The organism is Enterococcus florum (assembly GCF_004309355.1).
GTDB classification, from domain to species: Bacteria; Bacillota; Bacilli; order Lactobacillales; family Enterococcaceae; genus Enterococcus_A; species Enterococcus_A florum.
Genome location: NZ_BJCC01000005.1, coordinates 61,923 through 75,162 on the forward strand (window position 1 = coordinate 61,923; position 13,240 = coordinate 75,162).

The window sequence follows — 13,240 nt, forward strand, 5'->3', positions numbered from 1 at the left end:
TCCCTATTTTTTACGCCAACGCTTCGATGCCCGTCTCCTTGGTTCGAATCCGGATCACCTCTTCGACCGGCGTGACAAAGATTTTCCCGTCACCTTTGTTTCCTGTCTGATTGACCGACAGGATCGTTCGAATCAATCGTTCCACTTCTTTTTCTTCGATATAGATTTCAATGATTCGCTTGCTAACGAACGGATATTTCTTGATAGATTTTCTCACATCCGAATCATTGATCGCATACATTTGCTGTTCTCGACCACGACCTAATACCCGATAGGTGCTCAGTGAAAAGAAATGCTCAGCCAATAATGCCGCTTTTGTTTCGTAATAGTTGTTGTCGCGTATGATCGCTGTCACTAATTTCATCAAATCATCTCCTTACAAAGCTTCAGCGCCGCTGCTGATCGTCACGGCTTTTTCTACCGGCAAAACAAAAATCTTTCCATCGCCAAAGGAGCCTTCATCACCTGAACGGCAGACACGCTGGATTGTATCGATTACTTTCTCCCGGTCCTGATCTTCTACGACAAGCACGATCGTTTCCTTTGGGATCTCATCGTAATAAACATCCCCTAGTTTCAGTCCGCGCTGTTTCCCGCGACCCAGCACACTGTATCGTGTCGCCGAGACAAATCCTTTTTCCGCCAACTCATGCAAGACTTCATCAGCTTTTTCTGGTCGTACCATTGCTCGAATCATTTTCATACATATCCATCCCTTCTAAATTAAAAAACTGGTAGACCTCTCGCACTCAGAGGCCTACCAGTGCTAAGCGTTCTCCATATGACCCATTGACCCCGGCAGGTAAATGACTCTGGATATTTTTTTCTAATCATAAAGTGTTTTTGAAGAACTTTCAATAGTTTATGTTATATTTTATGACATAAGAGCAAAGTTTTTTGAAAATTAAGACAATTAATGTTATGTTTTATAACATGAGTTTTCTATATACCCCGAAAAAAGCTGCTCATATCGTTGAATGAGCAGTTTCTGATCGATTCCTCTAAATTTTAGGGCTTTTCACGAAACGAAAGCCTTCTCGTTTCATTTTCTCAACATACGCCTCTGTTGTCAGCCCCTCTAGCTCCGGCCGATAGTCCACCCTTTCCAGAGCAGTATAATAAATTCCTGCATACCCTCGAATCGGAAACGGCGTGATCGCTCGGATGTTGGACAGTTCATACGCCCATTCTCCATTGGTCTCTTGGTGTCTGCCCACAACGGAGACCACAGCCATCGCATAGCCAGGCAAAATTTCTTGGCCTTGCGGAATCTCCTTCGTATTGCGTGTCGCTGCCAGCAGCAGATCCCCCGACAGATTCCATTTGCGCGTGCGATATTCCGTCTTTTTCTTTCCAGCCAGTATCGCTAAAAGAAAATCGCCTCGCAGACTCAAGGGTTGAATCCTCGGCTCATCCATAGAATCTCCTCCTTTATTTTTTCTCTATTGTTGAACGTTTTTCCAAGGGAAGCAACCCAAACATTCCGCATCTCACAATTTTGTAAGCTGATTGATAGTCAAATAAATGGCGGAATCTGATCATTTTCGCTATGCTACGTAACAGAAGAGCAAAAAATTGCTCATCAATCTGTCGAATGAGGAGTAATCGTTATGCAAAAGGGTCTTAATGGGTTTCAATTAAAAATCATCGGGGTGATCACGATGGTCATCGATCATCTCGGGCAATTTTTTACCTTTCTGGGAGCACCGCTGTGGTTCCACTGGATCGGTCGAATCGCCGCACCGATTTTCTTATTTGAAAGTTCAGAAGGCTTCGTCCATACGAGAAGTCGTAAAAAATACATGTTTCGTTTGCTGGTAGGGTTTTGGATCATGGGTGGAATCGACTGGATCTTAAAAACGTATTTCAGCGTGGATAATGAGTTAGTGATCAACAATATTTTCGGTACGATCTTTTTAGGAACCGTCTTTATGCAGGCGGTCGAACACCTGAGAAATGGTGTCAGCGAAAAAAGCAGTCGGACCTTCTTAAAAGGAATTCTTTGGTTCGTCGTGCCACTTCTGCTGAGTGCCCTTCCGTTGTTCTTCTTGGCTCAGGGAGAATTAAGCACGGTTTCTATGGGCATTTTCCGGACCTTCACGTTCCTAATCCCAACCTTGTTATTGACAGAGGGCGGTTTCCTGTTCGTGCTGCTGGCTGTTTTGTTCTATCTGTTCCATGGCAAAAAAGCGTTGCAAGCCGCTTCACTGGTCGTGATCGCTCTAATCGTCTTGTTTGCGGGAGGATTGCAGCACCCGTTCACTGAAAACTTCCAATGGATGATGCTGCTCTCAGCGGTTCCAATCATTTTGTACAATGGCGAAAAAGGCCGCAGCATGCGGAATTTCTTCTACTATTTCTACCCTGCCCACATCGCACTGTTTGCGATCGTCAGCTTCCTGTTACAAAAATAAGTCTTTCCCCCTTGACGCACGGACTGAAAAGTTTTACAATCCAATTTGTGAATAAATCGTACAGATAACGCGTGCCTGCACGTGTCGAGAGAGAGGCGGTTTCTATTAAATTAGAAACGCCTCTTTTTTGTTGTTCAGGAGTTCTGTCGATAAAAAATGACGAGGTGATTGTATGAAAGAAAAATCGATCCGCTTGATTCCGGCGGTACTAGCAACAGGAATCATGTCCTTCTCCGGCGTCTTGATCGAGACGGCGATGAATGTGACCTTCCCGACATTGATCCAGCAATTTGACCTTTCCACCGCTTTGGTGCAATGGGTCACCACCATTTATCTTTTGGTAATCTCCATCATGGTGCCTTTTGCCAACTACTTATTGAAAAACTATTCGATCCGAAAGCTGTTTGTCTTGGCGAACCTATTCTTTTTGGCGGGAGTCCTGACTGACTTTTGGTCTCCAACCTTTGCGGTGCTGCTGGCAGGCCGAATCCTGCAGGGCATCAGTACCGGAATCGCCTTGCCCTTGATGTTCCATATTATTTTGACGTATACGCCGATGAATAAACGCGGCACGATGATGGGGATCGGCACCCTGACGACCTCAATCGCTCCAGCCATCGGTCCTACATACGGCGGCCTATTGACAGCGGGTTTGTCTTGGCATTATATTTTCCTATTTTTGACTCCGGTTTTGTTAGTCTCGCTGATTACTGGATTGCGCGCCATTCCTGAGCTTCCGGTCAAAAAGACCACGAGCTTAGATTTGTTGAGTTTGCTGGGGGTTGCTCTTTTATTCAGCGGCCTGCTGCTGTTTTTGAATCAGTTGGGTACTTGGATTAGTTTCGTGCCGCTGGCAATCGGAGCCGCCGGGTTTGCCTTGTTTTCCCATCAGTCTGTCCATGCCGATAATCCATTGGTCCGGCTGACAGTCCTTAAAAATCGCGGCTTCCGCTTGTTTTTGGCCGGATTTTTAGTCTGTCAATTTCTGCTGCTGGGGATTTCCTTTGTCTTGCCCAACTTTTTGCAGATCGTTTTAGGCAAAAATGCCTTTCTCGCCGGGCTGGTCATGCTGCCAGGTGCAGCGATCGGAGCGATCCTAGCGCCGATTTCTGGACGAGTATTGGACAACCTTGGTCCAAAGAAACCGATTTTATTCGGTCTAGCCTTTGCAACGCTTGGTTGGATCGGCTTGACTCTGCTGCTACGCATCCCTATTCTGCTGGGCTTTGTTGCCGGTCATGTGTTTTACATGGTCGGAATCGGCTTTTCTTACAGCAATCTGATGACCACTGGTATGAATCGCTTAACAGAAACCGAATACGGCGACGGAAACACGCTGTTCAATACCTTGCAGCAATTCTCTGGTGCCGTGGCGACGGCGATTGTGGCAACGATCATCAATCTGACTCAAGTACACCAGGCCGATTTCATCCAAGGAACCATTCTCGGCTCGCAATTGTCCCTGCTGTTTTTATTAGCGCTTTTGATAGCCGCCTTTGTTTCGATTTTTCGTTATTTCAAAACAAAAAGCAGCGCAAAAAACTGACGGAGAGAAATCCGTCAGTTGGTATCCGTATTGAAATTGATCAACCTGCGGATCACCAAAGTGCAGGGGGATCGAATCGAACAGACCATTGCCCCCAGCGATCCTGACTTGGTAGTGTGTCAGCTTCGTCAACAACCTATGGATACTTTTTGCTTAACGTCGCCATTTCGATCTATAGCATAGGAAATATGAATGCTCAGCAGCGTGCAGGTTTTAAGACCACTCTGCACACTTAGTTTTATGGAAAATCGGGCAGACTTTTACGTATGCCCGATTACTCTTGTAAAGGGTATACAGTTCTTCAAGGCAGTGGATACCTCTATTCATTCATTTATTCCGCCTCCAAAAATCACTTTCCACACAAAAGGCAACATTTCTGATTGTTCTTATCCAACATATACCACCCACTTCTCCATCTCCCATCATTCAAGCAGATCAATCGTACCTGCCGCACCTCCGAAACAGTGCCATCACCAGAAACTTAGCCAAACACCAACTCCAGACCAAAACGTATCGTTTGAATGGTAAGAGCGTCAGCTCAGTGAAGGCCCTTAGGAACAAACCTGTACCATTATCTGCCTCTCATCCGTTCATTCGGATACTCATAAAAATAGCTTTTCGTTCACTGTTGACATTAATTCGGTACCGAAGTATAATTCTTGTAAAATATATTTCGGTACCGAACTAAATACTCAACTTTATTTTAAGGAGGTCTGATCATGAAAATCCAATTAGCACCCACCTTCAGCAAACAGCACTTTGAGGCCATCACCTTGCGTGAACAGATTTTAGGTACGACCGTGAACTTGAATCAAGAAGCCAAACGAACAACTTTTGTAGCCATTGAAGAAGGCAAAGTCGTCGGCACTGCAGCGATCCAATTATATCCATTCGGATTCGCGCGCATTCGCCAAGTCGCTGTGTCGCCAGATAGTCAAAAAAGGCACATCGGCAGCCAGCTGATGGACCGCTGCGAAGCCTTTGCTCGCGAACAACGGGCAGCAAAAGTAATTTTGACTGGTCGAAAATCAGCCAGCCTGTTTTATTTGAAAAGAGACTACCATGTGTTTCTCTTTCCGTTTTCCAAACACCAGATCGACTTTTTCTGGTTTGCGAAAAAACTAGAGACCACACCCTATACAACGGAGGAATCGCTATGAAGGAAGCTATTGAAAAATCAAAAGAATTGATCGATAAAAGCAATACCGCCGCCCGCATTGAACTTGAGAAAATGAAGATCGAACTCGAAGCCAAATCACAGCTCTTTGCTACCAGCATCGGATTGATCAGCCCACAAAGGTATGATTCGATTTAAATCAAAAAAAACAGAGTATCGCCGATTTCGTGCGGTGCTCTGTTGTGATACTCTGCGATAATCTGTATAGTTGTTTTTTGACCAGCGAAGAGAAAAACCAATTCAGGTTGACGCGTCGAAAAAAGCAAGCGCGCATCTGTCTAATTTCCCTTACAAAAATGACTGATTCTTAAAAACGAACAGCTGCCGAAGCGCAAATAACGTGAGTGGGATATAATTGAAGAAGAAGCTCACTCGCTGCCACAAGCCTAATTGATTGAATAACGGAAAATCCGCTGTGATCGGTGTCCGCGCTACCCCGTAGATTCCCGCAAAAATCAAGCTGAGGACAAGCAAAACCAAGTATCCACGACTTTCCCCAATCTTGCCTTGTTTATGGTAAAGCAAAACCAAGAACAACGGAAATATTAGAAAGCCCGCATAACCAATACCCGAGCCCACATTGTGAATCCAAGTTGACAACGACCAGCCTGCCTGTTCCGTATCCACACTAAACAAGCCGGTAAAAATACAATCTCCGATACCATATATCCCGATCGCTGCCGTCAATAAAAACGCCAGTGAACGGGACGTTTCCTTAAACAGACCATAGACCGCCGGCAGCGACAACACATAAAATAGACCCGCAACGACCGACCAAACCAAAAAGGCTCCACGAACCGGACTGCCGACCTCTCCCACCAGACTAATCACCATCGTCCGTTGATTCAAGGCAGGATAAAACAAGCCCAATACGTAAGGCGTCAAAAAATCACTGATCACTCCGATCAATAAAAAATGAAAGCCGTATTTTTTCAAGGTATTCATACAAGTTCCTCCCAGCGTTCGCTCGGTTAATTATAGCGCGAACAAAGCAGAGAGTGCATGATTCAGGATTAGCGCCCGTTTCTTTCCGATTTTGAAAAGATCAATGATCGAAAAACGCATTTTTAATGAGGAATTTCGTACACTGATGGTAGAACCGCTAAGGAGGTAAACAACATGCACGCTGAAACTGCCCTTTATTTTGGTTTATTCAATTATTTACTGCTCTATCTCCTGCTAGGCATCGTTGCTGTCAGCCTACTCAAAATCGTCAAGCTGTTAAAAGACATTCTCAAAGAACTAAAGGAACGACACCTCTCCGATTGATTTACAAAAAAAACAACAGCCATCCTTTTTGAGTGACGGTTTGGCTGCTATCTGTTTTTCTTGAAAAGATCTACTCAAAAGACCCACCTTCAGCCAATCGAAGGTGGGTCTCTTACTTACCGATGAATCTTCGCACTGTCACTTTGCATAAACGCAAGAACTTCTGCTTCATTAAATTGATTGCAGTCGCCTTTGACAAAATGCTTCAACACAGCCGCAGCCGTGGCAAATTCAATGGTTTCATGTGGAACTTTTTGACTCAGCAGCCCATGCAGGATGGCGCCGGTAAAAGCATCGCCGCCACCAATGCGATCAACAATCGGGTCAATCAAATAAGGCTTCGCAGTATACGTTTCCCCATTGCTCCACAGGGTTCCCTGCAGTTCGTTCACGCTGGTGGAATGGACCACGCGATTGGTAGAAAAGAACACTTGAATATTGGGAAACCGTTGGTGCATTAGTTGATAATAATCGCTGACGTCAGCCGTGGTTTCTTCAATCCCTAAAAGATGGATCGCATCTAGGCGGCCCGCAGAACAGTAATCGACATACGGCAAGGCTGTTTGTAAAAATTTACCGGCTTCTTCCTGACTCCATAAGGTTTGACGGTAATTGCTGTCAAAGCTGACCTTACAGCCAGCCGTTTTAGCGGCTTGCATCAACTGGATCGTCCATTCCCGCCAAGCTTCAGAGAGAGCCGGCGTGATGCCCGACACATGGAAAACGTCCACGCCTGCAAACAACTCTAACAACGCCCATTCCAGTTCGGCCATTGACGCGAAGGCAGAGCCTTGACGATCGTAAACCACCTTCGTCGCTTTTTGCCCGACGCCCTGCTCCACATAATAGGTTCCTAGACGTCCAGAGCCTTTCAATAAAGGCTCTGTGGAAACCCCATAGCTTCTCAAATGATTTTCAGCCGCCTGACCGAGCGCATTGTCAGCCACCTTGCTGGCATAGGCGACCTGATGCCCGTAATTCGCTAATGAGATTGCCACATTGGCTTCTCCTCCACCGTAATAAACAGCAAGTTGTTCTGCCTGATTCAACCGAACACCCATTTCAGCAGTCAGGCGCAGCATGATCTCACCGAAACAAACGACTTTAGCCATGCTTGTTTCCTCGAATTTCTGCTAACCGATCGGTGTATTGACGAGCCATCCTTGTCACCTTGGAAAAATCTCCTTCTGCCGCTGGAGCCAATAGATTTCCGCCTACACCGACTGCCACGACTCCTGCATCGAACCAAGTTGCCATATTTTCCAGACTGACTCCACCTGTCGGCATCAGGTTGATCTGAGGCAAAGGCGCCTTCACTGCTGAAACCATACTTGGACCAAAGGCACTTCCTGGGAATAACTTGATGATATCCGCACCGCTCTTCAGGGCACGTTGCATTTCCGTGATCGTCATGCAGCCTGGCAGGTAGGGAATTTGATACAGGTTGCACAGCTCAGCCGTTTCAGAGTCAAAGCTAGGACTGACCACAAATTCAGCCCCCGCCATGATCGCCAGACGAGCCGTCACCGCATCCAATACTGTCCCAGCACCAATCACTACCTCTTGACCTTGATAGGCAGCGGCTAATTCTTGAAGGACCGCCTGCGCATTTGGAACAGTAAAGGTTACTTCGATCCCTTGTATGCCACCTTCAATGATCGCGCGACTCGCCAGAAGGGCTTCTGTCTGATCCTTTCCCCGAACGACTGCAATAACGCCAGCTTTTTCCAAACGTGATAAAATTTCTACTCGTTTCATTCCTTTTGTCTCCAGTCTATTAGTTAAGAACAGCTCGTTCCAATAAAGCGCCAGCAGAATGCTGTCCTTCTAGATCGCGCATTCCAGAAAAAGACAATACCCGATCCATGTTCGTAATGATCACGATGATCATCGTTTCTTTGCCTTGGCTTTGAAGGTACGCAAGGTCCATTTGAGCCAATTTGGTTTCTACAGATACTTGATCGCCTTCCTTGACGAAGACTTCAAAGCCTTGTCCATTCAAAGCAACGGTGTCGATCCCCATATGCACTAGGATCTCGACGCCATTGCTAGTTTTGATCCCGATTGCATGCTTGGAAGGAAAAACGGTCGTGATTGTTCCAGCTACTGGCGAGAAGACCGCGCCGTCTGTTGAATTCATCGCGAAGCCTTCCCCCATCATTTTGGTTGAAAAAACTTCATCCGGCACATCTTCTAATGGGACATAATCCCCTTTAGCAACAGCGTGCAAATCCACTTCGTTGGTTATTTCTGCTGCTTCATCCTGTTGCTTTGGCACCATCATGTAACTCAATACGAAGGACAACGCGATCGCGATGATGATCCCTAAAACAGCAAAGATAAAGTATTGCCCGATATACGCCGGCAAGCTGAAAATACTCGATAAAATATAGCCATAGATCCGAACACCGAAGAAGCTGATGAAGGCTGAAGCAACAGAGCTTCCGATCGTCGCAGCAATAAAGGCTTTTTTGTATTTCGACAAAATCCCGAACAACGCTGGTTCAGTAATTCCCAACAATCCTGAAACAGCCGAAGAGAGAATGATCGATTTTTCTTCTTTGGTTTTCACTTTGGTATAAACCGCAGCTGTGGCACCGGTGATTGCCATATTAGCCATAAACATCATCGGCATCAGCATATCGTAGCCTTGGTTGGCAAAGTTTTGCAACGCAATCGGGGTCATCGCATGATGCAGACCCGTAAAGATCGCAATCGGACGAATCGCACCCACTACAACACCCGCTAATACAGGCGAGATCGTGAACAAGCCAGCTACACCAGCTGCTAATAAATTGCCTAAATGAATACTGATCGGACCAATCACCGTCAAGGTCAACAGCCCAGCAATGAATAAAGAAAGCGTCGGCGTGAAGACCGTGCGCAGCACCTGCGGCAGCACTTTGTCTACCCAACGGTAAATATAGCTCAATACTAAGACAGCAAAGATGATCGGAATAACCGTTCCCGCATAATTAAATACCGGAACCGGCACAAAACCGAACAACTCAAAAGCCGAAACATTGCCCTCCGCAACTGCATTGGTCATTGTAGGAAATTGCAGCGTCGCCGCAATAGCGATCGCCAAATACTGATTGGTTTTAAAGATCCGAGCAGCAGAAGCAGCAACAAAAAATGGCAAGAAAGTAAATACGCCGCTGGCGATCATATCAATCACTAAATACGTATCCGTTTGGTTGGAGATCACATTCAAGGCCACTAATCCGGCCATCAATCCTTTGATCATCCCTGCTCCAGCGATCGCTGGTACGATCGGTCCAAATACACCAGATACCGTGTCCATAAATAAGGAAACAGCACCTTTTTTCTCGGTATTGCCTTGTTGGCTGTTTTCATCTAAGCCCAGCTCTTTGGCCAGTGGTGCGAAGTAATCCCCCACATCGGTCCCGATCACTACCTGCAATTGATCGCTTTGATACTTCGTACCCACGACCTTCGGAATCTTATCCAAAGCTGTGTAATCGACCTTCTTCTCATCCTTTAAGTTAAAGCGCAAGCGGGTCATGCAATGCCATGCGTTGTTGATATTTTCGGCTCCGCCAACATCTCTTATGATTTGTTTTGCTACCTCTTCATGTTTCATTTTTTGGTTCCCCTCCTTATTTCTCACGGAATGTGGTTTCAGACCAAGGACTAGTCTGCTTCGTCTGATTGTGTGTTTCCGTTTTCACCCACATAGTAGCATGGTCCAACCAAGTTGTAAAACCAGTCCTTTTTGTCATTTTTTATTTACAAACACCTATATACCAACGTTTATATATAAAACTCAGAAAAATTGGACTGTTTTTATGCTTGCTTCGCAGTATTTTTTAGACCAAATTGACACTGCCCAGTTTCGCGTGTTTCAATGGGGATGGAAATGATCCTCAGAAGGAAAGTGGAGTGAACAACATGACACCGACAATTATTACTGATATAAAAAGCTTTGCCATCAAACCTGACCGTCACAACCTGCTGGTAGTGAAGGTAGAGACCGATAAAGGCGTATCCGGTTTAGGCTGCGGCACCTTTCAATTTCGCCCATTGGCTGTTCAGACCGTCGTTGATGATTATTTAAAACCCTTGTTGATTGGCCGTGACGCGAATCAAATCGAAGATATCTGGCAGGTCATGAACGTCAATTCCTATTGGCGCAATGGACCTATCACCAATAATGCCATCTCCGGCGTCGATATGGCGCTATGGGACATCAAAGGCAAACTAGCCGATATGCCATTGTATCAGTTATTGGGCGGAAAAGCCCGCACTGCCATCCCAGCTTATACCCACGCGGTGGCGGATAATTTAGAAGACCTGTATTCCGAGATCGACAAATTCCTAACAGAAGGCTACCGCTACATTCGCTGCCAACTAGGCTTTTACGGCGGCAACCCGGAAAATCTGCAAACCCCTGAACAGCCGATCGCTGGTTCGTATTTTGATCAAGAAGACTACATGCAGACAACGCTGCAGATGTTTCAAGCCATTCAAGAAAAATATGGTCGCCAATTCCAAATGCTGCACGACGTCCATGAACGCCTGCATCCCAATCAAGCGATCCAATTTGCCAAAGCTGCTGAGCCGTACAATCTCTTCTTTTTAGAAGATATTTTACCGCCCAATCAGAACGAATGGCTGGCCCAGCTCCGCAGCCAATCCGCAACGCCGATCGCCACTGGCGAACTGTTCAACAATCCAATGGAGTGGAAGGAACTCGTGCGCAACCGCCAAATCGACTTTATGCGGGCACACGTTTCACAGATTGGGGGGATCACACCTGCATTGAAATTGGCGCACTTCTGCGAAGCCATGGGCATCCGGATAGCCTGGCATACCCCTTCTGACATTAGTCCAGTGGGTCTTGCAGTGAATACACACTTGAATATTCATCTGCATAACGCTGCGATCCAAGAAAATATCGATATCCCGGCAAACACCAGAACCCTTTTCGGCAACATTCTAGCACCAGAAAAAGGCTTTTTCTACCCGATCGAACAAAGCGGGATCGGCGTCACCTTCAACGAAGAACTCGCCGCTCAGCACCCGGTCGTGTATCGTCCGCACGAATGGACACAAAGCCGGACACCTGACGGCACGATTGTTACACCGTAATGAAATGCTACACAAAAAAGACGTCACGAACACCAGCGCTTCTGCTGGAAGTTCGTGACGCTTAGTCTATTCTCGAACGATGAATCTCCCGATCAAACGGACGAATATAGGTCACTGAATAGTCAATGGCAATAATACTGCTGTATTCGTAAACCTGGCCATCCTCCAAGATCGCCCGATTGGTGATCTGCATCGCCGGTGTTCCCCGTTTGCATAGTAGCAGCTTCGACTGCTCCTTGTTGGTCGTGATCGGATCATAGCTAGTGATATAGTGAGAGATCCGATAGCCCTGCTGCTCCACATATTCCTGAATCGAGTGCTCCACCACCTCCTGCGACAAATCCGGAAACATCGAGACCGGCAGCTTCGAACTCTCCAGCTGCTCGATCTTGTAATTCACGATCCGAATCCGCTCAAAGGTCCAAACCTCATCCGACCCGCTAATCTGAAAGATCTTCTGCTCTTCCAACGTCGCCGGAGCCCTTTTCAACTCAATCATCTTCGAATCAATCCGATCATACGGTGTCCGTGTCAATGAGTTAAAAATCAACGGATTCTTTACCCATTCCTCATGCACAAAAATCCCAGACCCCTGCACCACTCGCACGATTCCAATCTCTTCCAGGTTCTTCACCGCCTGCTGGATCGTAAAACGCGAGACCCCATAAATCCGCGCCAGCTCCCGCTGATTTGGCAATTTTCCATTCTGAAATTCCTCTTGGTAAATTTTACTAAGCAAGTCTTGTACGATGAATTCACGTTTCTTCATGTGGGTGCTCCTTTTGGATTGTTGATGGTTTTAGGTTAATTGACATGGATGGTCATTTGTATTTATATTGCGTTGTTGCAGGAATAAATTTGTATTCCACTATTTTAGAATTAAATGTCACTGACTTCAAGGCCATTTTCGACCTTATCAAAATTTACGTTCCACTATTTTAGATTTAGATTTGTGGTTCTTCCGTTTCTTCGCCCTCTGTACCTTCATTTACATTCCACTATTTTAGATCTAGATACATTCTGGGAACGTTGTTTCGCCTAAACTTGGTGAATTTACATTCCACTATTTTAGATTTAGATATAGTAAGTAGTTATGCTAGTAACCCACGCCAATTTATTTACATTCCACTATTTTAGATTTAGACCATTGCTCGTATCAGTCTGCATTGTTCTGGTAGTTAATTTACATTCCACTATTTTAGATTTAGACTTGTCAACTGCTTCAAAGCGATAGACAGCCTTTTTATTTACATTCCACTATTTTAGATTTAGACCAGAACCAACTCCACCACCAGCGCAAGTTGAAAAGATTTACATTCCACTATTTTAGATTTAGACATGCGAATCGCAATCGATACATGAATGGCGAAACATATTTACATTCCACTATTTTAGATTTAGACAAAATTGGCTCAAGCTCGTTTGGTGATGGTCACACATTTACATTCCACTATTTTAGATTTAGACTCGATGCGCTAACTGAGTATCAAATACCGAAAATATTTACATTCCACTATTTTAGATTTAGACACAACGCGATACCGCGGCCCTTTTGCTAAATGGCTAATTTACATTCCACTATTTTAGATTTAGACCTTCGCATTGTTCATAGCCATATTTGCCTTGTCTATCATTTACATTCCACTATTTTAGATTTAGACACCATCCGGAAGATACTGTTTGTGACTGTCATTTAAATTTACATTCCACTATTTTAGATTT

Annotated in this window: 14 protein-coding genes and 1 CRISPR repeat array (1 of these 15 running past the window's edge); of the genes, 6 read left to right on the plus strand and 8 right to left on the minus strand. The window is 45.4% G+C overall.

Annotated features, from left to right (window positions below; translation table 11 throughout):
• Positions 1 to 10: 10 nt before the first annotated feature.
• From NRIC_RS02770 to NRIC_RS02780, 3 genes are all read right to left on the minus strand, one after another.
• Complete coding sequence (locus NRIC_RS02770; RefSeq protein ID WP_146621178.1) at positions 11 to 364, minus strand: P-II family nitrogen regulator; 354 nt, start codon at positions 362 to 364, stop codon at positions 11 to 13.
• Positions 365 to 376: 12 nt separating this feature from the next.
• Entirely contained in the window at positions 377 to 703 is a 327-nt protein-coding gene (locus tag NRIC_RS02775; RefSeq protein ID WP_146621179.1) for a P-II family nitrogen regulator, read from the minus strand.
• Positions 704 to 1,001: 298 nt separating this feature from the next.
• Positions 1,002 to 1,418: a hypothetical protein gene (locus NRIC_RS02780; RefSeq protein WP_146621180.1), complete on the minus strand. Its 417-nt coding sequence runs from the start codon at positions 1,416 to 1,418 to the stop codon at positions 1,002 to 1,004.
• Between the two features lie 192 nt (positions 1,419 to 1,610).
• Here NRIC_RS02780 and NRIC_RS02785 point away from each other — a divergent pair, with 192 nt between their 5' ends.
• The 4 genes from NRIC_RS02785 (at position 1,611) to NRIC_RS19190 (ending at position 5,275) form a co-directional block, all read left to right on the plus strand.
• Entirely contained in the window at positions 1,611 to 2,414 is an 804-nt protein-coding gene (locus tag NRIC_RS02785) for a TraX family protein (protein ID WP_146621181.1), read from the plus strand.
• Between the two features lie 172 nt (positions 2,415 to 2,586).
• A complete protein-coding gene (locus NRIC_RS02790) occupies positions 2,587 to 3,960 on the plus strand; it encodes an MFS transporter (RefSeq protein WP_146621182.1) in 1,374 nt (457 codons plus the stop codon).
• 719 nt (positions 3,961 to 4,679) lie between these two features.
• Entirely contained in the window at positions 4,680 to 5,120 is a 441-nt protein-coding gene (locus NRIC_RS02795) for a GNAT family N-acetyltransferase (protein WP_146621183.1), read from the plus strand.
• Positions 5,117 to 5,275, plus strand: a complete 159-nt coding sequence (locus NRIC_RS19190) for a hypothetical protein (RefSeq protein ID WP_175579979.1) — start codon at positions 5,117 to 5,119, stop codon at positions 5,273 to 5,275. Before NRIC_RS02795 ends, NRIC_RS19190 begins: the two co-directional genes overlap by 4 nt.
• A 150-nt stretch (positions 5,276 to 5,425) precedes the next feature.
• On the opposite strand, the gene NRIC_RS02800 is transcribed toward NRIC_RS19190, so the two are convergent.
• Entirely contained in the window at positions 5,426 to 6,082 is a 657-nt protein-coding gene (locus NRIC_RS02800; protein ID WP_146621184.1) for a DUF998 domain-containing protein, read from the minus strand.
• 174 nt (positions 6,083 to 6,256) lie between these two features.
• Between NRIC_RS02800 and NRIC_RS19195 the strand changes: the two genes are divergently transcribed.
• Complete coding sequence (locus tag NRIC_RS19195) at positions 6,257 to 6,406, plus strand: hypothetical protein (RefSeq protein WP_175579980.1); 150 nt, start codon at positions 6,257 to 6,259, stop codon at positions 6,404 to 6,406.
• A gap of 116 nt (positions 6,407 to 6,522) precedes the next feature.
• On the opposite strand, the gene NRIC_RS02805 is transcribed toward NRIC_RS19195, so the two are convergent.
• From NRIC_RS02805 to NRIC_RS02815, 3 genes are read right to left on the minus strand one after another with little or no spacing between them, the layout of a single operon-like run.
• Entirely contained in the window at positions 6,523 to 7,518 is a 996-nt protein-coding gene (locus tag NRIC_RS02805; protein WP_146621185.1) for a sugar kinase, read from the minus strand.
• Entirely contained in the window at positions 7,511 to 8,164 is a 654-nt protein-coding gene (locus tag NRIC_RS02810; RefSeq protein WP_146621186.1) for a bifunctional 2-keto-4-hydroxyglutarate aldolase/2-keto-3-deoxy-6-phosphogluconate aldolase, read from the minus strand. The genes NRIC_RS02805 and NRIC_RS02810 overlap by 8 nt, the downstream gene beginning before the upstream one ends.
• A 19-nt stretch (positions 8,165 to 8,183) precedes the next feature.
• The gene (locus NRIC_RS02815; RefSeq protein WP_146621187.1) at positions 8,184 to 10,010 is read right to left on the minus strand and encodes a glucose PTS transporter subunit IIA; all 1,827 of its coding nucleotides are present in this window, start codon (positions 10,008 to 10,010) and stop codon (positions 8,184 to 8,186) included.
• A gap of 308 nt (positions 10,011 to 10,318) precedes the next feature.
• On the opposite strand from NRIC_RS02815, the gene NRIC_RS02820 reads away from it, so the two are divergent.
• The gene (locus tag NRIC_RS02820; RefSeq protein ID WP_146621188.1) at positions 10,319 to 11,518 is read left to right on the plus strand and encodes an enolase C-terminal domain-like protein; all 1,200 of its coding nucleotides are present in this window, start codon (positions 10,319 to 10,321) and stop codon (positions 11,516 to 11,518) included.
• 61 nt (positions 11,519 to 11,579) lie between these two features.
• Here the strand turns inward: NRIC_RS02820 and NRIC_RS02825 are convergent, their stop codons facing one another.
• Entirely contained in the window at positions 11,580 to 12,287 is a 708-nt protein-coding gene (locus NRIC_RS02825) for a GntR family transcriptional regulator (RefSeq protein ID WP_146621189.1), read from the minus strand.
• Between the two features lie 87 nt (positions 12,288 to 12,374).
• Positions 12,375 to 13,240: a CRISPR direct-repeat array (repeat unit 29 nt; unit sequence ATTTACATTCCACTATTTTAGATTTAGAC) (it continues 1,567 nt past the right edge of the window).